Origin of the sequence: Thiohalomonas denitrificans (assembly GCF_016841685.1) — a bacterium.
In the GTDB taxonomy this organism is placed as follows: domain Bacteria; phylum Pseudomonadota; class Gammaproteobacteria; order Thiohalomonadales; family Thiohalomonadaceae; genus Thiohalomonas; species Thiohalomonas denitrificans_A.
This window is the reverse complement of sequence record NZ_JAENYR010000015.1, coordinates 23969-46065: the sequence shown is the minus strand read 5'-3', so window position 1 is coordinate 46065 and position 22097 is coordinate 23969. Positions and strand designations below refer to the sequence as shown.

The following is a 22097-nucleotide window of genomic DNA, read 5'->3' as shown; positions in this document are numbered from 1 at the left end:
AAACCTACGGATGGAGATCATTATGCACAAAAATATCGCTATCGCCGGGCTATTGCTCGGCTCATTGACGGGCAGTATGGCGCTTGCTGATGACGGAAAGACCTATCAGGTGACGGTCACCAATCTGACTCGGGGTGAGGTATTTACACCCGTCCTGGTCGCCAGCCACAGCCCTGCCAGCCTCCTGTTCACCGAGGGTGCTCCGGCCAGTATGGAACTGTCGGCGTTGGCGGAAGGTGGTGCCACTGCTCCACTAAAGACGCTCCTGGACGGCGATGAACGGGTGCGTGATACCGCGACGGCGGGCGGGCCGGTCCCGCCGGGAGGGACGGTTAGCATCACCATACAGGCAAAAAAGAGGGATCATGTTTCCATGGCAGCCATGCTGGTACCGACCAACGACGGCTTCTTTGCAGTGCAGAGTGCAGCGCTTCCCAAAGAGGACCAAGAGACGGTTACGCTCTATGCGCCTGCCTATGACGCCGGCAGCGAGCCGAATGACGAACTCTGTCTGTCCATTCCCGGTCCGGCACCGATCTGTGCAGGCGAGGGTATTTCGGCCGGTATCGGTGGGGAAGGTTACGTCCACATACATGCCGGTATTCACGGCATCGGCGACCTTAGTGCGGCCAGCCACGACTGGCGAAACCCGGTGGCGAAGGTCACGATCGAGCAGGTGAAGGAGTAAGGCTGTCCGGAAGGGGCGGCGAAGGATATGCTTTCGCCCCTTTCCGAATTGGACCGGATTACTTCTCACCTGTATTAGTGAGACTTGTGGGTGTCCTAGGGCCTAATACAGCATCCGGTTACCTCGTAGCCGGCCCAGCGCGGATCGTCAGTCAGCTGTCGGCGGCGCGCCACTCCTTCAGGTTGGAGGGCGGGTTGGCCATGATGAGGTCGGCCTTGAGGTCCGGATACTGGTCCTTGAAGAGGGTGTCGGCGGGGACCGCAACTCATACAGGTGTAAGCACCTTTGGACTTTTTCAGCGATTTTCTTTCAATCTATGAGGGGCCGGTAAAAAGGGGCGGATACCCCCTCCCCACGGTCCCTCCCCCCCCCCGGGTATGCGACCAAATAATTCTTCGGCTCCTATGGGGGGAGATCCACAAGTTACGCGGCATGGCTGTGGGCGAGGGAGTGCCGAAGATCAGAGCGGGAAACGAGGAAGCACTACGACCAGGAGGTCTGAATCCGTTGCTTACATAGCGCTTACACGAAAAAAGCCGCACAAGGCGGCTTCTCGTAAGTTACTGATTATTTGGTGGCCAGGGACGGAATCGAACCGCCGACACGGGGATTTTCAAGACAGTGATCGCTCACTCTGTTCTCCATCCCGCACCTGATATCTTTTGGGCTTCAACTGATCAAAAGATGGAACGTCTGCATCCGAACCAAAGCGGCCCCTTTGGGCTCCGCCTCAACGACAGCTCTTCGTTGGGCATAAGACACCCCGCATGGTCTTTGTCACGCACTGCTGACCTGGGTCTTACCACGGGGTGTTAGATTGCGGATTCTATCCGGTAGGCCCTACTGCAGAGAATTTTAGGCAGCGGGATTTCCCTTAGCCAAGGAAGGGAAAAACTAGATAAAGCGACGGTACCAATGCTAGTTGCTATTCCAGAATTTCCCTTGGACTATCAAACCCATGTTTTTTTTAAAAAGGTCCGTCGTTCCGTTAACGGTATATTCAATTCTCTTGCCTTTTTCATGACAGCATCGAACTCAGCCATTTCCTCTTCATCGAGTGTTCGCGTGAAGCTAACCTGCTTTTTCCCCACCTCAGAAAATCTTACCTCACGGGATATCGTGTGGGTGCTGGCTCCTTGCTCGCTTTTGGCTTGAATAACAAGCTTTTGGCTGCTGTCATCTTCAAACGGTATGTTTACGGCTTCGACTGTGCCAGGCTTTGGATGGAAGCGTGTCGATATATCGACACCATCAATTAACGCAACAAAGGTGCTCGGGTCGAGCTCTTGACCGTATCTGATATTTACCGGAGGTTTCCGGCCATTTGGCAATTCTACCACCGGAGCATCTTTTAGTACCCCTTCCAAGGAAAGGATTGCCCCAGCACTCAATTCTGTATCGTCGCGAGAGCATGCCGTTATCGCAAACAGCATCACCATAACAACCGAAACCCTCCTACGGCACCAGCTGACAGTCATTTTTTCGATTGCCCTTTCGAAGTACTCCTAATCTCAAAAACGTCCACGTCTTTATCAAACATTGCACCTTTATCACGGTCTGCGTTGCCTTTAGACTTCTCAGTACGCGCCTCAAATATAATTTTATTCATCCCAGGACGTAGCCGTATCTCTACGGTATCACTGCCGCCCTTAGAAGGATTTAAATATTTTCTCACCCAGCCCGGCTGAACTTTAACGCTTTCTGGGTAAATGTCGTCTGAATAAAAGATTTCGAATTCAACGGAGTTTTCATCAGGTTCTGCGTGCCACTGACTCCGGAGGGGAGCTGCATACATCAATAGTTCGTTTGTATCTGAATTCTGCGAGTAGTGCACGGAACCTGCAAACTTTTCCGGCTCAGGGTCATCGAACGCACATGCTGGCGCCTTAATTAGACCCTCCACAGTAAAGTCATCAATCCAGGGAATAGTCGGATCTTCTTCAAATTCTGAATAATCCCAACCAAACGGCTCCATTTCCGGCTGTAGCTTGTAATTCCTCAGTCCCGGCGGGGCCGGACTAATTATTCTTAGTCCTGATGCGCTGGTACCCGGTGTCCCTTCCAGAAACAGCCATATGGCTTCGTTATCAACCGATAGATTTGGAAAAAAAGTCTGTTGGGAATGATAAAGTTGGACCGGCACGTGATTCCCATCTTCCGAATAATTTTTACCACCCGATATCGGAGGTTCTGGAAATGCGACATTTCCAAAGTCTAGCTCACATGACAGATCAATTTTAAAGAACTGAACTCGACCTAAGTTTTCCTCGGGGAATGCAAAGTCATATGTGTACTCATAGAACCCGGAACTCAGTTTTGTTACAGAGGTGTTAATAGTTGTTGCCGAAATGTTTTCGTCTCGGGTTCTTGGGTCTTTCAGCTGTGCCATTCCACCCGATGCATAAATGGAAGCGAATAGCGCGACCATTACTACGTTTCTATTCACGGAAGCCATCATCTATCCCCAAGCTCAGAATCGATAGTGAATCGTGCTCTCGGGATATCTCTTCCCTCCAAGCGAGTTTGCAATACTTTCTAAAAGGTCTTTTTTATACATGGTCACTGGCGCCGCATACTCGGACGAGTCAAAAGTCATTTTTAACCATCCAACTGCATCGGTATAGAAAACTTCATAGGTTGTGCATCCCTTTCGATTGATATCCACGTCTCGGCCAATTTGGTGGTAGTAATGCAAGAGGTTCTTTGCAGTTCCGGACTCATAATTAGGCCGGTCACCACTATCAAACGAACCACCATACTCTAGACTGGCATCGTTAAAGCATAGCTTTTTCGTCTCAGGGGAAAACAGATACCAATCATCAGCAAGTATCTCAATAGCTTGTAGGGCGCTGGGCGTCACCCAACTGCTGTTTCGGCGCCAAACGCCGTAGTTGTGTGCGAGGTCTACCTCACTACCCGAACCCGCGACTCCATAATCGACGCCATCCGGGCTGAGATGCGCAAGCTCGTCCTGTATCTTAATATCTAGGGCTCGCACCCCATCCATGCATCAACAATTCGTGCATATACCAAGTGAGTTCATGGTCATCCATACCGTTCTCCACAGCTTGAGGGCTCCGCCGCCTCTTCAGCGAAAAGTGCATCAGCCGAAGCGGAAGCCGAAGAGCCCGCCTTCCTCGGTTGCGTCCGACAGCCGGACATCGAGTGTGTGTTCCTCAATGCTGAATCCGTCGGGAACCTCGGTGGGAACGTCGTCCGTGTTGAGGCTCACGATGTACTGGAAGCCATGCTCCTCGGCCAGTCTCGCGCCGAGGGCCAATGCGGTCCCGACCTGCCGTTCATCGACACCGTCGAACAGATGACTATCGTGAATCAGAAACCCCGGGCTCCGACCCCGTTCGATGCTCAATAGCGTGAGCATCATGTCGAAGCAGAAGATCTGCATGTTGCTAACGCCGCGGCTCTTAGCGCCCTGTATCTCGATCTCGAACTCCGGCCCGTTTTCGGTAGGCGTCAGCGTCAGGCTACCCGCCGCTTTGTCCTCGTACAGGGACGACGAGATCCGCTGGAACGTCAGGATGGCCGCCTTCACCACATCCTGCTGCTCGGTGTAGTCCTCCCGCAGCCGTTCTTGGAGTCGTGCACGCTCCACCTTGAGCTTGGTGGTGCCCGACTCCAGTGCATCGGCCGTTTCGTACTTCTTCCGGAGCGATTCGAGTTCGACTTCCGCTCTGGCGATTTCTGCTTGGAGTGCGGTGAAGTGGTCCAGTGCGCCATTGGCATTAAGGATCTGCATGATCTCGCCACGCCGAGCATCGAGCCGCTGCTGCTCCTCGCCCCGCTCTGCGATCCGGCGCTTCGCCGCCGCCAGTTCTGTCTGGAGGTACGATTTCCGGTTCTGGAGCACCGACTCGTGGAAGCTCTTCACGTCGTCGAATCGACGTTGCACGACGTCGGGCAGGACCACGCCTGCCTCCCGGTACAACCTCTGGAGGTCGGGCGGAGACGGCGGTATCTCCTCCTCCATCGCCCGCTCCAAGTCGCTAATATAGCGGTGGTCCAGCGTGTTCTCGTCAGCGAGGGCGGCGAGGTCCGTCGTCATCCTCGACGCCTCCTGTTCGAGGTCGTGGTATTCATCGACGACCGTGAAGGTGGCCACCTGCTCCTTAAGGCGGTTGGCCCGATCCTCAGCGACAAGCACCTGGGTCTTCAGCGTGGACGCTTTGTCGATCACTTGGCCGAACGAGCCCTTCTTCAGGCTCTTCTTTAACTCGGCGAGGTTCCTCTCTCTTTCTCGAACCTGCTGCCACTCCAACGGGATCGTCCAGTCGAGCTCTAGGAGGTACGACAGGTTGACTTGCTGGTCTGCCGTAGCTTGCTTCTCGCTCTGCTTGACGGGGACGTGCATTCCTCCGCTACGCTCCCGCCGAGCGAAGTAGGAGATCATCGACCTGAATGACGGCGTCCAGCTCTCTTGGTAGTCTTCGAGGCCGAACATCAGCGCCCCGAGAACAAGCCGCCAGTTCTTGTTGCTGATCCAATAGCGACCATCCTTGAGTCGTGGCTTCACCGGCCAAGCTGAGAAGTCACCCTCGACAGCCAGCGGACTAGCCTTGGCTCCCCGTCTCTGCACCAATGTGCGCTCTTCGGCGAGGTCGAACTCCATGCCAAACTCGTAGTCGGCGATGGCGGGCGTCCGGAAGAGGGAGTCCTTGGAAGCGTTGGAGCCAAGTAGGAAGTGGACCATCTCGAGCATGCTCGACTTACCGGCACGGTTGCGGGTGTGCCGCTCTGTCGCACCCTCGCTCTTCTGGGCCAGCAAGATGTTGAGACCTTCGGTGAACTGCAGCTCCTTGAACGAGGGCAGATCGCTGTAAATCCGGTGAATCACTCTTCCCCCTCGGCTTCGACGGGACCGACTCTCACGACACGCCCGCCGATGTAGTCTAACGTGCCCATCAGGTAAAGCAGGTCGAGCGAAAGGACGAACCAGTCGAAAGTGAGAGCCGGGGGACCTTCTTCGACTCGGCGCAGATCACTCCACAGTCGCGAGACGGTCTTCGGCTCGTCGAGTTCACGTAGGATGAAGGCCCCGACGGACAGGAGCGCCTTGTCGGGTCCTATTCCCTTGGTCGGGAGGATCATGCCGTTCCTCCTTGGACTCCTTCCCGCTCAAATATGTCGCACTCCTCGAAGAAGAACGCCAGAACTGCGAGTGCCGCACTCTGGCGCGAAGGCGACGGAACGCCATCACCAGCGGCGTGACGTTGGAGAGCGGCGAATGTCTCGTCGGGGCTGAGGCTGTCGCTGCGTACCTCGTCGTAGCGGTGACGGAAACTCTCGGCGATCTCATCCCTTCTCCCCGGCTGCACCCGAAAATACTTCCTGACGAGATCAACACGGGTCATGCCCGCCTTCAACAAGATCGCAACGTGCTCAGACAACATGTTGCGGTCGATCTTGTCGGCCGGAGGGGGCCGCAGATCAGGCTCCAGGCTTGGCTCCATCGCCGAAATATGGTCGAGTACAGGCGACAGGCTTTCAAGCCCTAGATTCACGATATCTCGCTTTTGAGGCACAGGACCGAAGAGCGACGCCAACTCCGCCACTTTGAGCTCAAACACGATTCGCCTCAGCTCCTCGAAGCCCCACGCAACGACGGCAGGAGGCCCCGCCCCATCAAGCTCCACGAGCTTGGCGGCCACGTCGGGGCCGAGGCCCAACTTCGAGTTATGCATGAAGATCCATGTGTCAAAGTATTCCTGCCAGCAGGGGAGTGCCCCAGTGTAATCCTCGTCGATTTTGGCGAGCGCCGCCTTGGCCGACATGTCGTTCGGCGCGTAGACCTGAAAAAGCCAGCGCTTCGACCTCACGTACCCGTCGTTCTTGCGATCACCCGCCTTTCCCCACGGCCGGACACGAATGAAGTCGCCCGGGAACCGCTTCTCCATGATGGTGGCGAACCAGTCTTGAAACTCGTTCCCCTTTTTCTCCAAGTAGGCGGTTTTGAACTGAAGCTCGCGAAAGGCGCGCTCGACGTCATCCATCGGGATGGCCCTCCGCGTAACTCTCAGGCGCAGATGACCGGGAACCATGGCTAGTGCCGCCACTAAATGCCGTTGCCAGCTCAGTTATCCCGTGGTGTCTTCGATCCAGCACAGGCACCTGACCACTCATGCATGGTTTCACAAAAAATGAAGACGCTACAGCCGCCGACCATCGCCATAAGTGCCGAGGCTTGCTCTGGGGTGATTCAGTTGTCAGTTTGCGCATGATCGCCATACTTGTTGTGCAGCCCCACGCCAGTGCTCAACGGGCCCAAACGCGGAGCGGCGTTTGCGTAAAAATGCCGAAGGCATGCGCAAAAAGCCGCGCAGTGTTTGGGGTCCGCTGGAGCTACTAGTTAGGCCTTCGATATTACACATTTCGACTCCACAATGGGGCAAGCACAGCGGCAACAAACAGAAGGTATGGAACCAAATGCTCAGCAATCGCATTTCCCGTAATGGTGTGGGATACGACTTCTCGCTGGCGATAGAAAAAACCTTGAATACCACCTAGTTCAACAACTTCTTGGTGGTGCACAATTGTACCGCTGCCATTTTGGAAATTGCAGACGACAGAGATGCCCCAAAGGCCGTTGCTACTTATATCTTGTGCGGACACTCTTTTATCGAAATAATCTGCATGATTAGCTCCTTGCAGTTGGTCTCGTGCCAGTTTGCAGGCCTTTGCAGATAGCGACTTGGAAACCCCTCCTTTTATAATTTCGCTCCACAACTCATTACGGTAATCCAAATGAGTTTTTTGATAGAAGCGCAGTGCGAACCAAAATAGAAGAACCCAAGCCGAAATGGTTAGGATCTCTGGTTTAGAGAACTGAAGGTTAACGACGAGAAGCTTGATCTCCCCACCGTCAAAGCTGCCCCCTGCGGCATAGAAAAGAATGAAGGCCACGGAAATGAGGACTAAATTCCTTCTTTCTGGGCTTGAATCACTTATCGGCATATTTGCTGTTCGTCTATTGGCCTAACGCCGAGCTCAGCCGAGGAAGGACGCGAAGCGGCTTGACGTCGGCTGGAGCGTGGTGTTATGCGTTTCCTGCTCGGTTCGCCCAGTAATCGTGAACACGGTTGAACTCAGACACCCAACATGCGAGTTGATCAGATGTATCGCGGCCTAGCGACTCCGCAAGCTCAAAGAACCCAGGGCCAGGCTGCATATCTCCTGCTTTGTGGACGACGATTGCGGTGAGCATCCCCCGGCCTGCCTGATCTTCTTCGGAGCTGATTTCCCCGAGAAGATGAAACATCCGCGGGTCATGAGCTTCAATCGCTATAGAATGTATTTGGGCAGCCAACTCAGAATAGGCGATGCGGCCTTTCCGACGGGCAACACCCACCAGGACTGCTTTCGCTTCTTCTTTGGCTGCGTCCCAGTCCGGGCCAGAGAATCCGTATTCATTCAGCATTTTCATTCCTCACGCATAACGTCAAGCTCAGCCGGGGAAGGCCGCGAAGCGGCCTGACGTCGGCTGGAGCGAAGTGTTATGAGTCATCTCCGCACCGCCAACATTGCCCACTACCTTCGGGGTAGTAAATAGCCCCGCAGGAGGGACATTGTTCTGGCTCGCCATGAGGCTTATAGGGTTCCCACCCTTGCCGGAGGTGATAGATTGCCATTGCCTCTTCCCATGAGTTTGCCTCGATACGGAAATAGAAATCTGGGCATTCACTATCAACTGAACCATTGGCGAACCGAGGCGGACCTTCTCCTTGCACTAGGCACCGTGCCTCGCCGTCTTCTTTAACTCCCCAAGCCGAATATATGCGCTTCATCAATCAGGACTCATAACGCCGCCGGTAACCCGCGCCGCCACTAGGCTGGCCGCGAAGCGCTGCGTTGTTTCCCGGCGTCGGGTTCACCGGCTTGTTATAGCTTTTCGATTTCACTGAACGAAGCCGCCAACTCTTGGAGTTCTCCCGTTTCATGCAACCACAGGTACACTGTATCTCGAAAGGACTCTCCTTCTCTTAGGAGAACCATTTGGTCCCCGAGGCCATTACCCGCAATGGCAACCGCGTTATCCGGGAAGTTTCCGAATCCGCGGCATGACTCGGTTTCCTTGATGATATGGTTACACGTTCTAGAAAGCCTTTTTCGATCCGAGGTGTCTCTGATGGGGTAAAACTCCCAATCCTCTTCTTGAGTTGACGCCTCGCCACCGTTATCTATCTTCATCGCTTCACGGTAGTCGCTGGGCAACCTGGCGCCTAGTTCGCTTTCTGCGCGCGCCAGCTGCTCTTCCGGCAAGTCAAAAGGCACTGAACTCTCCTTGGCTATAACGAAATGTCGGCGGTTGCGCACCGGATAACACACTTAGACCTTGCGCAGCCAATTTCGATTTAGCGTACGGGCGCAGGCAGTTAGCGCCAGCCAAGAGCCGCCCAGGTTTGATATGCGGCTAGTGACCGGAACAACGGAATATGCGGCCGGTGGCCACATAGCAGGGCTCCCTCGGCAATTATGCGGTTCGGCGCCGTATAGCACACATCGATAATGCCGTGCGAAGACCAGAATGTCTGTAGGATATTGCCTACAAGGGGTTCGATGGGAATGTCCGCTTGTGGCCGTTTTCCGTCTGGACGGCTTACCACTGGTCAGTCAGCGACTCCAAGCCGCAGTGCCCAACTAGAAGGTGAGGGCATCTGACGAGATAGAGGACATTGCCCCCACTCATGCTTGAAAGTGAATTGCTCGATAGTGAGATCACGGGCCCCCTCACGGGACTTGATTAGTAGAGGACCACGAAGGAAGGGAGTTTGCCGAGGACCCATAGTTTTCGGGACGCTGTGAGTACACCAGAGCGGTACCGGAACTCTTGGGCGCTGGTCCGTCGGGTATGTTAGTCCAGGTAGGGAAAGGAGAAGTTCAGTCGCACCGGAGAGGGACCGGAGGTCCCTTGCTCAGGGGCTCGCCGCATCAGGGTGAGTCGGGTCTAAGCCCCAGAAAAGCAAGGAAAAAAGATGGTGGCCAGGGACGGAATCGAACCGCCGACACGGGGATTTTCAATCCCCTGCTCTACCGACTGAGCTACCTGGCCGAAGGGCGGGTATTTAAGCGGGTCTCGGCCTCGAAGTCAAGATGGTTACTTTTCCGGCGGGACGTAGCCTTCGGGTGTACTGCTGCCTTCGCCGAAGAAGAAACGCTCCATCTCTTTTTCCAGCATTTCGCGGTGCTTTGGATTCATCGGCGAGAGACGGTATTCGTTGATCAACATGGTCTGCTGCTGAAGCCACATCTGCCACGCCTCTTTCGAGACGTTCTCATAGATGCGTTTGCCCAGGTCCCCCGGGTATGTGGGACGGTCGAGTCCTTCAGCCTCTTTATTTAGTTTTACGCAGTGCACCATTCGAGTCATCGTTCACTCCATTTCGATAGGGATGAGGCCGGCAGTCGGCCGATCCAAGTTGATTGAAACAGTAGGGTTTTATACCAGACCTCAGGGCTGGATTCCACGGCGATTACGGGTTTCTCGTCCAATTAACGGCCATACAGTAACTGCTCACTCCCCCGTCATTCCCGCGGCGGGAATCCAGAGAGCAGCGGCATGGCTCAACTGGATCCCCGCCTCCGCGGGGATGACGAATCTCCTATGCCGCGCATGATCAACCGGGCGAGCAGTTACGCCATAGATCTAAGAAAGCGGGTACAAGTCTTTGCACAAGCATGTAATCATAGCGTAATGGATATCGGGGAGTTGCACTGCCCTCGCCTAAATAGCTGTTTTGAAATCGTGTTCATCACTCCCCCTCATCCTAACTTTCTCCCTGAAGAGAGAAGGGATCAAAGTGGTGACCATTTCGGCACAGCTATTTAGGCCCCGGGCAGGCTGTTGAAAAGGGTTTCGTTCCTTCTTCCTGTTGGAGAGGGAGTTTTTCAACAGCCTGCCAGATCACGATGCGTCAACATCTTGTCGTTAGCCAACGGGTTCAGTCACTGCCTCCAGGAGGCGGCGAACCGGCGCCGGCAGCCCGCGCTGAAACAGCTCCTCCGGCAGGTCCCAGCTGAAATCACCCCTGTCCTTCACTTCGGTTGCGGTTTTGGCGCGACAGAGCACCGTGCTGATAGTCAATCGAAAGTGACTGAACGTATGGGTGATCTCCGGGCCGGCGGTCGGCTCGGAAACCTTGAGCCCGAGCGATTCGCGGCACCAATCAAACAGGGATTCGTCGGGATCGTGCTCCGGGAGACTCCAGAGGCCGCCCCAAATCCCGGTCGGCGGTCGCCGCCAGAGCAGCAGACGGCCGTTTGCATCCTGCGCGATCAGCATTGTGGTGTTACGAAGCGGCAGGGTCTTGCGCGGCTTGGGTTCAGGATAACGGGCCTGGGTTCCGGCCTGCCGGGCCTGGCAATCGGAGCCAAGCGGGCAGGCTTCGCAGTCCGGCCGTCCGCGTGTGCAGAGGGTCGCCCCCAGATCCATGATGGCCTGTGTATAGTCGGCGATCCGGCTATGGGGGGTGTGGGTTTCCGCCCACTCCCAGAGCTGGCGCTGAACGGCCGTGCGCCCTGGCCAGCCGTCGACCGCGTGATACCGGGCCAACACCCGCTTGGCGTTGCCATCCAGGATCGGCTGGCGCTGGCCCAGGGACTGGGCGAGGATCGCGCCGGCCGTGGAGCGCCCGATGCCGGGAAGCGCCATCAGGTCATCGATGCGCTCCGGCAGCTCCCCCTGCCACCCGGCGGCCACCTGCCGTGCAGCCGAGTGCAGGTTACGGGCACGGCTGTAGTAACCCAGACCACTCCAGAAGGCGAGTACCTCGTCTGGCTCAGCCTCGGCGAGTTGAGCGAGGGTCGGAAACCGTTCGGTAAACCGCTCGAAATAGGGGATCACCGTTGCGACCCGGGTCTGCTGGAGCATGATCTCCGACACCCAGACCCGGTAGGGCGTACGCTCCCGCTGCCAGGGCAGGTCCGTGCGCCCATACTGGTCAAACCAGGCGAGCAGTCGCCGCGCAAACGCATCCATGTGACAGGGCTAGCGGAAGAGCCCTTCCAGGCGGCCCTTGAGCTTATCTTCAAGCTTCTCTTCGAGCTCTTCGCGCAGCTTGCCCTTCTCCTCTTCGACCCGCTCTTCCACTTCCTTTTCAACCCTTTCTTTCAATACGGATTCCACATCCACGCGGAATTTCGGGTCCTGGAAGGTACCGGTGATCCGAAGCGGTATGGTCACGCCTTTCAACTCCTCGAGCTCTTTTCCCTTCTGCCCCTCAAGCGACCCGACGATGGCGGTACGCACGCGGTAATCCAGCTTTTCGGAGACCAGATTCGCCGTCCCCTGACCATCGATCCGCAGCAGGGGCGATTTGGCATTCAGGTCCTGATTGCTAACCAGTCCATCCTTGATGTTGAAGGTGCCCTGCAGCAGGGCGAAGTCGGTCTCCTGCGCCTCCTCTTCCGGTGCCGGCCTGCCCTGGTATTTGGCCAGCGCCGTGCGGATCAGATGGGCGATATTGATGCCCTTGACCGTACCGTCCCGGAACTCGAAGGCAGCGTTGCCGTTGAGTGTGCGACGGACACTCTCCTGCTCCAGCCCGCGCGCACTCAGCTTGGCGCTGACCGAAGCAGTGCCGGTCACATGGGCCTCACCCATCATATCTTCCAGCAGCGGGCCCGCCTGGACGCCGTCCAGGCGCTCATCCATACCGAGACGCGGCACCTCTTCGCGGACGTCAAAGACCACGTTGCCCTGGTAGGTACCGCCATAGAGCTTGGCACTTGCGGGGTGGGCGCGGAACAGGCCTTTTTCGGCCCGCATGGTCACGCGGATGTCGTCGGAGCGAAGATTGGCGGCCTGAAGCTGGCCTACCCGGACCGTGCCGTCGATGTTCATCGAACGTAGGGTCTCCACCGGCAGCTGAGCGGCGCCGGCCGCAGCCGCACCAGCCGGGGTGGCCGGCTGACGGCTTTCCTCCTCCTCGGGAGGGGGAAGATAGCGGTCGACATCAATGGCATCGACGAGCAAGTCGAAGCGAATCACGGGCGCGGCTGGCTGACCGAAAGAGGCCGAGCCGGTGAGGTTGGTGTCGTCCAGCTGGGCCTTGAGATCGGCCAGCGAGATGCGGTCCCCACCCGCCTCGAAGCGGGTGGTCAGCGCGGCCTTGCTGAGTACGCTCGGGTCGGAGGGTTGCGGCAATTCGATACCGAGTCCCTCGACCACTTCAGAGGGTACGAACGGCTCGATCTCCAGCTGGCCGGACGCAACGGGCTCGTCGAGGAGGTTGTTCGCCGTCGCCTGCAGCGTTGCCGAAAGCCCCAGGACATTGATCGACAGTGCTTCGAGAGTTGCCGTGCCATCGGAGAGTGAGGTTTCAAATTGCCCCTCCATGGAGGCATCCTTCAGCGCCGCCGGCTTCGCCTCCAGGCCGAAACCTGCTAGGAGCGTCGCCAGTGCCTCCGCATCCTCCGTGGCTACACGGATGGTGCCGCGGGCATCCGGCAGTTCAAGGATGCGCGATGCCTCGGCCTCACCATTCAACTCCGCACCATAGGCGCTCAGGCGCAACCGTTCGAGTCGGGCGGTCTGTTCATTGAGATTGGCCGACAGCGTGCTGGCGAGCGTGGCCTGCAAACGGTCGTTCGGAAACAGCGGGCTTTGCAGGTCGGTTTCCAGCCGGGCATCGTCCGCGCTATACAGGCCGGTGTCGGGGTTGAGCATCAGTTGTGCCTCGAATGCCACCTCCCCGCTCAGCTGCGGCTGGTTGGATTTCACGGTGAAACGGAATTCCAGGGGAAAGGATTCACCCGGCTCGATGGCGCCGCTCTCCAGATTGAAGGGGGCCACCTCCACCTGGCGACCGGTCATCGCGTCGTCCCAAACAACCCGAGCGTCACTCACCGCAAGGCCGCCGATGGCCAGTCCGGCCAGCGGCTGCCCCCCGCGCTGATCGGCGGGTTCCTCTTCAGGCTTTTCCGCGGCCTCGGCGATCAGGTCATCCCAGTTGGTCCGGCCCTGCGCATCACGGGCCAGGCTGAGCCGCAGCCCGTCCAGAACGGCCGTATCCATCTCCACCTGCTGCCGAAGCAGCGGCAGCAGCTTGACCCGGACCTCCGCCTTTTCGACGCTCGCAAAGGGATCCGGGCCGAAACCCTCCGCATTGCCAAGGCGCACCTGGTGAATTTCGACGCCAACCCAGGGAAATAGCGACAGCTCAATGTCGCCGCCGATGGTCAGTTCGCGCCCGGTCTGCCGCTCAACGACATTGCCAATTTGGTCCCGATAGTCATTCGGATCGACATAGAGGGGCACAACGATGATCGCGATGATCAGCAGCAGGACAAGTGCGCCGGCGAGAATGGCCAGCCATTTGAGTACGCGTCGCATATAGTTTGGGTCCTTCTAAGGGCATCTAAAAGGATAGTAAACGCATAGCGGAAACTATGCAGCAGGTGTACGGCTACCTGCGAGGCAAGAGCACAAATCTGTGGGACTGCGAAGAGAGAGGGGACGAGCTGCCCTCGGGGCTTCGTATCTCGCACCTCGTACCGGCATTAGGGATGGAGCGGGTGATGGGAATCGAACCCACATTAAGAGCTTGGGAAGCTCCCGTTCTACCATTGAACTACACCCGCCGTGGCCGGATTATCGGCCCGCCGATAATAGCACTTCGATCCGGGGCTTCCAAGAAGAGGGGTAGGCCCGGCGTATATTTACCGTTCTACCTCTGAGGGTACCTCGTTCCCGGACATGCCGCTGCCCGCGAAAGGGGTTTGACGGCGGATCTGCCTGCCGCTAGGCTTTGCCGCCATGGAAATCATCGTAAACGGCGAATCCCGCCAGGTCACCGAAGGCTACACGGCAGCCCGGCTGGTGGAGGAGCTCGGCCTCTCGGGGCGGCGGATCGCGATGGAAGTCAATCGCGAAATCGTTCCCCGAAGCGACTATGAGCGACACGTCTTCGACGACGGAGATCGGGTCGAATTGGTCCACGCCATCGGCGGCGGATAGCACTCGCGTTATAATCAGCCTTTTCCGGGCACACGCCCACCGCATTCAGGAAGCAGCCCCATGCCCAACATGCAGAACGATCCGCTGGTGATCGCCGGCACCGAATACCAGTCCCGCTTGCTGACGGGTACCGGCAAGTACAAGGATCTGGAAGAGACCCGAGCGGCCACAGAGGCGGCCGGTGCGGAGATCGTCACCATCGCCATTCGCCGCAGCAACATCGGCCAGAACCCGGATGAGCCCAATCTTCTCGAGGTGCTGCCACCCGACCGGTACACCATCCTCCCCAATACCGCCGGCTGTTTCACCGCGGAAGATGCGGTTCGCACCTGCAAACTGGCGCGGGAGCTGCTGGACGGGCACAACCTGGTCAAACTGGAAGTGCTGGGGGATGAAAAGACCCTCTATCCCGACGTCACCGCCACGCTCGAGGCAGCCGAAACCCTTATCAAGGACGGCTTCCAGGTGATGGTTTACACCTCCGATGACCCGATCATCGCCAAGCGTCTGGAAGAGATGGGCTGCGTGGCGGTCATGCCGCTGGCGGCCCCCATCGGCTCCGGACTGGGCATCCAGAACCGCTACAACATCATCGAGATCGTCGAAAACGCTAATGTTCCCATCCTGGTGGATGCCGGTGTGGGCACCGCCTCCGATGCCGCCATCGCGATGGAAATGGGTTGTGACGGCGTACTGATGAACACCGCCATCGCCGCAGCGAAAGATCCGGTGCTGATGGCTTCGGCCATGAAAAAGGCGATCGAGGCCGGACGCGAGGCGTACCGGGCCGGACGCATGCCGCGCAAGCGCTACGCCAGCGCCTCCAGTCCGCTGGAAGGCACCTTTTTCTAAGGGCAAAAGGTGCTTAACCACAGAGACCACAGAGGTGACAGAGGAAGATCTGTCTTTTTAAGCCTCTGTGTACTCTGTGGTTGATAAACCCACCGTGACCGAAAAAGACGCACATCACCGCCGTATCCGTTCGTTCGTACGCCGCGAGGGACGGTTTACGCCCGGGCAGCAGCGTGCCTTCGACACGCTCTGGCCGCGGTACGGCATCGAAGCCGACGGATCGCTGATTGATTTCGACGCCGTATTCGGGCGGCACGCCCCGCACATCATCGAAATTGGTTTCGGTAACGGCGAAAGCCTGGCGGCCATGGCCGCCTCCCATCCCGAAAACGATTATCTGGGCATCGAGGTCCACCGGCCGGGGGTCGGACGGCTGCTGCAGCAGCTGGAGGCGGAGCACATCGCCAACGTGCGGGTGATGAGCGAGGACGCCGTCGAGATCCTGGAGCGGCAGATCCCGGACGCTTCGCTGCACGGCCTGCTGCTGTTCTTTCCGGATCCGTGGCACAAAAAACGCCACCACAAACGCCGCATTCTCCAGCCGGCTTTCGTCCAGCTGGTCCGACGTAAACTGGAGCCGGGCGGCTTCTTCCATATGGCCACCGATTGGGAGGACTACGCCGAGCAGATGCTGGAGGTGATGAGTGCCGCCGAGGGCTTCACAAACACCTCCCCCGGCGGTGATTTCGTTCCCTGCCCCGACTATCGACCGAAGACCAAGTTCGAGCGCCGCGGCGAACGGCTCGGCCACGGCGTCTGGGACCTCGTCTTTAAACGAACATGACGTCACACCCCGTAGGACGGCCTTCAGGCCGTCGTGTTTGACCATCCAGGCCCCGACAATCTGCCTTCATCCAGGTCGGAATGGCGGATGCGGCGCGGGTAGGAAATCGCTCCATCCACGCACGGGGCGCGCCTAATCCGCCCTACGGAGCTGTCATTACGAGCCGTACCTGCCGCTTCGCACCCCGAATCAGTGACAAACGTTTACCTGTCATTGCGAGGAGCCTCGGCGACGCGGCAATCTGGGGTTTTGGGAGCGGGAGATTACTTCGTCGCTGAGGCTCCTCGTAATGACAACGGGGCAAGTTCATCAGGAGTGGAACCGCCGCTGCGCGGCCCCGAATCGATGACGAACTCTTAGCCGTCATTGGGAACCGTAGCCCCTGCTGCACCCGCCCGAATGACGAACTTCCCTCTTGTCATAGCGAGGAGCCTCAGCGACGAAGCTATCTCGAAGTGCCAAGTACCAGATTGCCGCGTCGCTGAGGCTCCTCGCAATGACGGCTAAAGGTTCGTCACTGATTCGGGTCTGCGCAGCAGGGGGTACGGCTCGCAATGAAAACGGCCTACGGCCTACAAGGGCTGTGCTGGTCATCGACGGTGAATGAACGGGACAGGCAGGAGTCCGGCCAGGGCGCCGTAGAAGTGCGCATCCACGACCACGGCGGCCCCGATCAACTCGGCAGTGAGGGCGTCGGAGCCTCCGAACCACTGCTCCCAAAGCACCTTTGCCGTCAACAGCAGCAGCACAAAACCGGCCAGTCCGTCGTGATCCTCAATTAGCGCCATAGCGGCGCCAAACACAAACATCCCGTGCAGAACCCCGGAAAAGCCGCCATACCAGGCCAGCTCCGGGCTGAGCCAGAGCAGGGCCAATGCGGTGGCGAGAGAGCACCACAGCAAAGCGGCGAACCAGATGGCGGGGCGCCACCAGGGTTCGAAAAGACGCCAGGCGATCACCACTCCCACACTGTTCAACAGCAGATGTGGCCAACCCAAATGGGCGAAATGGGCACTCAGCAGGCGCCACCACTCGCCTTCCAGTACTGCTTCGCGCCGGTAAAGCCAGAGATCACTGCCGGTCAGTTGCAGAAGCAGAAAGAGCAGCAGCGGTACCGCAGGCAGCAGCCAGCCGAACCACCCCGGGTTGTGTGAGGTCAAGGACATTTCCGTTATTATGGCCCGAACTTGCTCCCGAAATCGGGGATCCTGACAGCTCCAGGCATCATTGCCCGCAGCGCAGGAGCGCCGGAGGCCAGGGGCTCGCAGGGCATTAACCGGATTATCGCGGCTCTGCCGCTCCTGCGTGCGATAATAAACCTGCGTCACATCATTATGCTTTGGCCATGGATTTATGAAACGTTCGGTGCAAAAAACCCTCCAATCGCCGGTGTGTTAACACGGATGCACCTTTTAGCTTCAATGTCCAAATCTCAAAGACAAGCCGGCTTTACCCTATTGGAGGTGCTGGTGGCGCTTGCCGTTCTGGCACTGGCGCTCGGCACCCTGATCAAGGTCGGCGGGGACAACGCAAACAACGCTGCATACTTGCGTGACAAGACCTTCGCCCACTGGGTTGCGATGAACCAGGTTTCCGAGCTACGGCTGGAGGAGCAGTGGCCCGCCACCGGCATACGCCGCGGTGACTCGGAAATGGGTGGCCGGGAGTGGCATTGGCAGGCCGAGATCTCCAAAACCTCCAACAAGGCCATACGCCGGGTAGAGGTCTCCGTATTTCCTCTCGAACGGCGCGATAACCCCGTGGTGCGACGGACCGGATTCCTGCCGGAGCCACAACAATGAGGAAACACCGCGGCTTCACCCTACTGGAATTGCTGGTGGCGCTGGGGGTTTTCGGTGTCGTGGCAGCGATGGCGTTCAGCGGACTGCGAACGGTACTGGATGCGCGGGAGCAGACCGCCCAACACGCGGGACGCCTCGCCGAGGTCGAGCGGACGATGCTGTTTTTGGGCCGCGATGTAATTCAGATTGTCGATCGCCCGATCCGCGATGAACTCGGGGATACCCGGCCAGCACTCATCGGGGGCGAAGGACACCGTGCTCTGGAGCTGACCCGAAGCGGATGGGCCAATCCCACCGGCGCGCAGCGCAGCACCCTGCAACGGGTCGCGTGGGAGCTCAGGGACGATAACCTGTTCCGATCCGTCTGGCGGGTACTCGACCGCGCCCATGACAGCGAACCTTATTCGGTGCCGATGCTCAGAGAAGTGCGAGAGCTCACGATCCGCTTCCTGGATGCCGACCGGGAGTGGTCCGATACCTGGCCACCGCCGCAGGGAAACAGCCCGGCCCTGCCCCTGGCGATCTCGGTTTCACTGGAATTGGAAGACTGGGGAGTCGTGGAGCGCCTCTGGATGGTGCCCGGAGGCGGCGTATGAGGCAACGTGGTGTCGCCCTGGTGACGGCGCTATTGGTCGTCGCCCTCGCGACCACCGCCGCCGTGTCGATGGTGGCTCGGCAGCAGGTGGATATCCGCCGTACCGGCAATCTGCTGGAGGGCGAGCAGGCGTATCTCTATCTGCTCGGTATCGAGGATTGGGCCGCGCAGATCCTGCGCGACGATCGGAAAGACAACGACACCGATCATCTCAACGAAGACTGGACCACTATTTTGCCACCCATCGAGGTGGAGGGTGGTCAGGTTGGCGGTTTTCTGGAAGATCTCCAGGGTCGCTTCAACATCAACAACCTGGTGGAAAATGATCAAATCAGCGGACCTGACCTCCGCCACTTCCGTCGGCTGCTCGCGGCCCTCTCCCTTGATGCGGAACTGGCCGATCCGATCGCAGACTGGCTGGACAGTGATAGTAACGTCCTGGTCCCCTCGGGTGCCGAGGACGGCAGCTACTTGTCGCGGGATCCCGCCTACCGGACGGCCAACGGGCCGATGGTCGATGTCAGCGAATTGCGTCTGGTGGCTGGCGTCGATACCGAGACTTGGGAGGCGCTGGCCCCCTATGTGACGGCACTACCGAAGCGAACGGAGATCAACGTCAACACCGCGCCGCTCCCCGTAATGATGAGTCTCGCCGCCGGATTGACCGAAGCCGATGCCGAGGCACTGGTGGCGGCACGTGGCGATGAGGGCTTCCAATCGGCCAACGACTTCTTCAAGCAGCAGGCCGTCGCGGGCCGTAAGAATTTGGCGAAGATCACCGTCTCCAGCAACTGGTTCGGCATCCACGGTGATGTCGAGGTGGGACGAATCCGCCTGCGCATGCATAGTACACTGTGGCGTGATGCAGACGGGAGCCGCATTTTGCGCCGCGCACAAGGAGCTTTTTGATGAAGGAAACCATTTACATCCGCCTCGTTGACACTCCGGACGAGACGATGGCATGGCGGGCTGAAGGCGAAAGCGGAATCGAACAAGGCCTATCCCCACTGAGTGATATCGCAGGTCGTGCCCAGGGTGCCCGTGTCGTCGTGCTGGTACCGGGCACTGATTGCCTGCTCACCTCCACTAAGGTCCCCACCCGCAAACGACAACGGGTCATACAGGCCCTGCCCTTCGCCCTGGAAGATCGCATGGCCGGCGATGTTGAAGCCCTGCATTTCGCCGTCGGCAGCATTGAGAGCGACGGGACGGCCCATGCGGCTGTCGTAGCGAAGGAGCGTATGGATGACTGGCTGCGCCAACTGCACGACGCCGGCCTCCGTCCCCATGCGCTGCACCCGGAGAGCGTAACGCTGCCATTTGAAGATGGTAACTGGTCGCTGCTTCTGGGACCTGATGAAGGCCTGCTGCGAACCGGAATCAACGCGGGGCTGGGTCTCGACATCGACTCCGTCGAAGAAGTGCTCGCCATGGCCGTCGAGGGCGCCGCAGAGCCACCCGATCGAATCCGGCTATTCGACTGCCGGAGCGGTGAAGTCGGCACTTCGGCACTGGTTGAAGACATTCCATTCGAGACGGAGCAGTGCCCGGATCCGCTCGCGGTGTTGGCGCGCGGGGTAAGCGAAACTCACCCAGTGAATCTCCTTCAGGGGGGTTATGGACACCGCGAAGAGATCGGCCGTCGCTGGCGGCCCTGGCGTAACGCCGCAATTTTGGCGGCAGTCATCTTGACCATCCAGGGAGGACTCTCGATCCAGCACTGGTGGCAGCTGAGCCGTGATGACGCCCGGCTACAGACCGAAATTGAGGCACTCTACCGGGATACCTTCCCGGATGCGCGCCGGGTGGTCGCGCCGCGCCAGCAGATGCAACAGCACCTTGAAGCCCTGCAGCGCGGCGGCGGCTACGACCCGTTTACCGGATTGCTGGCGACCGTGAGCCCCGTTCTTAACCAGACCCAGGGCCTGCAACTGCAGGGACTGCGCTATCGCCAGGCGCAACTGGAGATCGACCTGACCCTTGCTAATCTCCAGAATCTCGACGCTCTCAAAGAGCAGCTTATAGCCACCGGTGGACTCCAGGTCGATATCGCCAGTGCCAGTGCCCGGAACGACCGGGTGGAGAGCCGACTGACCATCCAGGGGGCCGGGGCATGAAACAGTTCTTGCAGAACCTGCAGCCCAGAGAGCGTCGAACGCTACTCGCTGGAGCGGTCGCTCTCGGCCTGCTGCTCCTCTACGTAATGGTTTGGGACCCCTACCGTTCGCATATCGTCCAGCTCGAGAAGAATGTAGCCGAGCAGCGTGCCACGCTCGCCTGGATGCGCCAGGCTGCGGTGGAGGTCAAGGAGTTGCGTGGTAGCGCTTCACAGCCGGTGACCAATACCACCTCACTGCTGGCGACGACCGACCGTACCGCTCGCAGCCATGGCTTCTCCGAGGCACTCAAGCGAATTCAGCCCGATGGCCAGCGTTCGGTGCGCGTCTGGCTGGAAAACGCGCCCTTCGATGACGTTATGCGCTGGCTCGGAACACTGATGGAGCAGCACGGGGTCTCCATCTCGACGCTGGTAGTGGATCCCGGGGAGTCAGCGGGCCTGGTCAACGCACGACTCGTCCTGGAGGAAAGGGGATGAAACGCACCGCCGGTTATCTAGCCCTCGGACTGGTCGCCTATCTGCTGTTTGCCGTGGTCATGCTGCCGGCACAAAAAGCCCTTGGGTTCGCGCTCCCGCAGCTGAAGTCCCAGGGCGTATCGGTCGCCGTGAGCGGCGTGGCCGGCAGCATCTGGTCCGGCCGGATGGAGTCGCTCAGGATCGACGGAATCGGACTCCAGCAGATCCATTGGGATCTCAATCCGTTCGCACTGCTGACAGGGCGCATCGGTGGCGACTGGAATATGACCTGGCAAGGTGCCCGGCTACAGGGCTATGGCAGCGCCGCCCCGGATGGCCGGGCGCTTCTAAAGAATGTCGAGGCCCATTCCCCGGCGAACGAATTTGCGGGCTTTCTGCCCATCCCTCTCAGCCTGGGCGGCGATATCACCCTCGCCCTGCAAGAGTTGAAACTGGAAGAGGGTCGCCCCGTATCCGCCGAGGGGAGCGTTATCTGGAGTGATGCCGCCTTCATCTCCCCGCTGGACGCCTCCCTGGGCGACCTCCGCGTGGTGCTGAAACCGCGTGAGGGCGGAGGTATCGACGCCGAAATCCGCGATGATGGCGGTCCGCTGCGACTGGAGGGAGAGCTCAAGCTCGAGCCGAACGGCACCTATCGGTTGAACGCAAACCTCGGCACCCGCCCGGGCGCCAGTCCCGCCCTCGAGGAAAACCTCGCCATGCTCGGCCGCCGTAACCCCGAGGGTCTCTATAACGTGGTCCATGAGGGCCGGATCTGAGTCGTAGGTGGGTCAGGCGCTCTGCATTTGACGAAAATCGCCGCGAGGGCGCG

At 58.8% G+C, this 22097-nt stretch carries 23 protein-coding genes, 2 tRNA genes and 1 pseudogene; 10 read left to right on the top strand and 16 right to left on the bottom strand.

From position 1 onward, the window contains the following. The first annotated feature begins 22 nt into the window (after positions 1 to 22). Positions 23 to 688 carry a spondin domain-containing protein gene (locus tag Q7L05_RS05110; RefSeq protein WP_303902922.1) on the top strand — a complete coding sequence of 222 codons (666 nt, stop codon included), beginning with the start codon at positions 23 to 25 and terminating at the stop codon, positions 686 to 688. A gap of 119 nt (positions 689 to 807) precedes the next feature. On the opposite strand, the pseudogene Q7L05_RS17395 reads toward Q7L05_RS05110, so the two are convergent. The 15 genes and pseudogenes from Q7L05_RS17395 to Q7L05_RS05040 form a co-directional block, all read right to left on the bottom strand. Beyond that, positions 808 to 947, bottom strand: a pseudogene (locus tag Q7L05_RS17395) (N-6 DNA methylase); the annotation flags it as partial. Between the two features lie 691 nt (positions 948 to 1638). Further along, the gene (locus Q7L05_RS05105; protein ID WP_303902919.1) at positions 1639 to 2127 is read right to left on the bottom strand and encodes a hypothetical protein; all 489 of its coding nucleotides are present in this window, start codon (positions 2125 to 2127) and stop codon (positions 1639 to 1641) included. Between the two features lie 35 nt (positions 2128 to 2162). Further along, positions 2163 to 3134: a hypothetical protein gene (locus Q7L05_RS05100; RefSeq protein ID WP_303902916.1), complete on the bottom strand. Its 972-nt coding sequence runs from the start codon at positions 3132 to 3134 to the stop codon at positions 2163 to 2165. Positions 3135 to 3158: 24 nt separating this feature from the next. After that, entirely contained in the window at positions 3159 to 3695 is a 537-nt protein-coding gene (locus Q7L05_RS05095; RefSeq protein WP_303902914.1) for a hypothetical protein, read from the bottom strand. 96 nt (positions 3696 to 3791) lie between these two features. Then, the gene (locus tag Q7L05_RS05090; protein ID WP_303902911.1) at positions 3792 to 5540 is read right to left on the bottom strand and encodes an ABC-three component system protein; all 1749 of its coding nucleotides are present in this window, start codon (positions 5538 to 5540) and stop codon (positions 3792 to 3794) included. Further along, positions 5537 to 5794, bottom strand: coding sequence for an ABC-three component system middle component 6 (locus Q7L05_RS05085; protein WP_303902909.1), 258 nt, complete (start codon positions 5792 to 5794; stop codon positions 5537 to 5539). The genes Q7L05_RS05090 and Q7L05_RS05085 overlap by 4 nt, the downstream gene beginning before the upstream one ends. Then, positions 5791 to 6696 (bottom strand): ABC-three component system protein, encoded by a 906-nt coding sequence (locus tag Q7L05_RS05080; protein ID WP_303902906.1) that lies wholly within the window; start codon positions 6694 to 6696, stop codon positions 5791 to 5793. The genes Q7L05_RS05085 and Q7L05_RS05080 overlap by 4 nt, the downstream gene beginning before the upstream one ends. A gap of 370 nt (positions 6697 to 7066) precedes the next feature. Then, complete coding sequence (locus tag Q7L05_RS05075; protein WP_303902903.1) at positions 7067 to 7657, bottom strand: hypothetical protein; 591 nt, start codon at positions 7655 to 7657, stop codon at positions 7067 to 7069. A gap of 82 nt (positions 7658 to 7739) precedes the next feature. After that, on the bottom strand, positions 7740 to 8120 hold the full coding sequence (locus Q7L05_RS05070) for a hypothetical protein (RefSeq protein ID WP_303902900.1): 381 nt from the start codon (positions 8118 to 8120) through the stop codon (positions 7740 to 7742). 461 nt (positions 8121 to 8581) lie between these two features. Continuing rightward, positions 8582 to 8974, bottom strand: a complete 393-nt coding sequence (locus Q7L05_RS05065; protein ID WP_303902897.1) for an SMI1/KNR4 family protein — start codon at positions 8972 to 8974, stop codon at positions 8582 to 8584. Between the two features lie 702 nt (positions 8975 to 9676). Then, positions 9677 to 9752 (bottom strand) — tRNA-Phe (locus Q7L05_RS05060). A gap of 45 nt (positions 9753 to 9797) precedes the next feature. Beyond that, positions 9798 to 10070 carry an oxidative damage protection protein gene (locus Q7L05_RS05055; RefSeq protein ID WP_303902895.1) on the bottom strand — a complete coding sequence of 91 codons (273 nt, stop codon included), beginning with the start codon at positions 10068 to 10070 and terminating at the stop codon, positions 9798 to 9800. A 558-nt stretch (positions 10071 to 10628) separates the two neighbouring features. Continuing rightward, on the bottom strand, positions 10629 to 11678 hold the full coding sequence (gene mutY / locus Q7L05_RS05050; protein WP_303902893.1) for an A/G-specific adenine glycosylase: 1050 nt from the start codon (positions 11676 to 11678) through the stop codon (positions 10629 to 10631). Between the two features lie 9 nt (positions 11679 to 11687). Next, complete coding sequence (locus Q7L05_RS05045) at positions 11688 to 14033, bottom strand: AsmA family protein (protein ID WP_303902891.1); 2346 nt, start codon at positions 14031 to 14033, stop codon at positions 11688 to 11690. 174 nt (positions 14034 to 14207) lie between these two features. Beyond that, positions 14208 to 14281 (bottom strand) — tRNA-Gly (locus Q7L05_RS05040). Positions 14282 to 14456: 175 nt separating this feature from the next. Here Q7L05_RS05040 and thiS point away from each other — a divergent pair. From thiS to trmB, 3 genes are all read left to right on the top strand, one after another. Then, positions 14457 to 14657, top strand: coding sequence for a sulfur carrier protein ThiS (thiS, locus tag Q7L05_RS05035; protein WP_303902888.1), 201 nt, complete (start codon positions 14457 to 14459; stop codon positions 14655 to 14657). A 60-nt stretch (positions 14658 to 14717) separates the two neighbouring features. Beyond that, positions 14718 to 15509: a thiazole synthase gene (locus Q7L05_RS05030; protein ID WP_303902885.1), complete on the top strand. Its 792-nt coding sequence runs from the start codon at positions 14718 to 14720 to the stop codon at positions 15507 to 15509. Between the two features lie 94 nt (positions 15510 to 15603). Further along, positions 15604 to 16293: a tRNA (guanosine(46)-N7)-methyltransferase TrmB gene (trmB, locus tag Q7L05_RS05025; protein ID WP_303902882.1), complete on the top strand. Its 690-nt coding sequence runs from the start codon at positions 15604 to 15606 to the stop codon at positions 16291 to 16293. A 590-nt stretch (positions 16294 to 16883) separates the two neighbouring features. Here the strand turns inward: trmB and rrtA are convergent. Continuing rightward, a complete protein-coding gene (gene rrtA, locus Q7L05_RS05020; RefSeq protein WP_303902879.1) occupies positions 16884 to 17453 on the bottom strand; it encodes a rhombosortase in 570 nt (189 codons plus the stop codon). Between the two features lie 261 nt (positions 17454 to 17714). Between rrtA and gspI the strand changes: the two genes are divergently transcribed. The 6 genes from gspI to Q7L05_RS04990 are packed head-to-tail and all read left to right on the top strand — an operon-like array spanning position 17715 to position 22044. After that, positions 17715 to 18095, top strand: coding sequence for a type II secretion system minor pseudopilin GspI (gene gspI, locus Q7L05_RS05015; RefSeq protein WP_303902876.1), 381 nt, complete (start codon positions 17715 to 17717; stop codon positions 18093 to 18095). Next, positions 18092 to 18691: a type II secretion system minor pseudopilin GspJ gene (gspJ, locus tag Q7L05_RS05010; RefSeq protein ID WP_303902872.1), complete on the top strand. Its 600-nt coding sequence runs from the start codon at positions 18092 to 18094 to the stop codon at positions 18689 to 18691. The genes gspI and gspJ overlap by 4 nt, the downstream gene beginning before the upstream one ends. Further along, the gene (gene gspK, locus Q7L05_RS05005; protein ID WP_303902870.1) at positions 18688 to 19599 is read left to right on the top strand and encodes a type II secretion system minor pseudopilin GspK; all 912 of its coding nucleotides are present in this window, start codon (positions 18688 to 18690) and stop codon (positions 19597 to 19599) included. Before gspJ ends, gspK begins: the two co-directional genes overlap by 4 nt. Further along, positions 19599 to 20807: a type II secretion system protein GspL gene (gene gspL / locus Q7L05_RS05000; protein ID WP_303902868.1), complete on the top strand. Its 1209-nt coding sequence runs from the start codon at positions 19599 to 19601 to the stop codon at positions 20805 to 20807. Before gspK ends, gspL begins: the two co-directional genes overlap by 1 nt. After that, positions 20804 to 21286 carry a type II secretion system protein M gene (locus Q7L05_RS04995; RefSeq protein WP_303902865.1) on the top strand — a complete coding sequence of 161 codons (483 nt, stop codon included), beginning with the start codon at positions 20804 to 20806 and terminating at the stop codon, positions 21284 to 21286. The genes gspL and Q7L05_RS04995 overlap by 4 nt, the downstream gene beginning before the upstream one ends. Further along, positions 21283 to 22044: a type II secretion system protein N gene (locus tag Q7L05_RS04990; protein WP_303902863.1), complete on the top strand. Its 762-nt coding sequence runs from the start codon at positions 21283 to 21285 to the stop codon at positions 22042 to 22044. Before Q7L05_RS04995 ends, Q7L05_RS04990 begins: the two co-directional genes overlap by 4 nt. Positions 22045 to 22097: the final 53 nt, after the last annotated feature.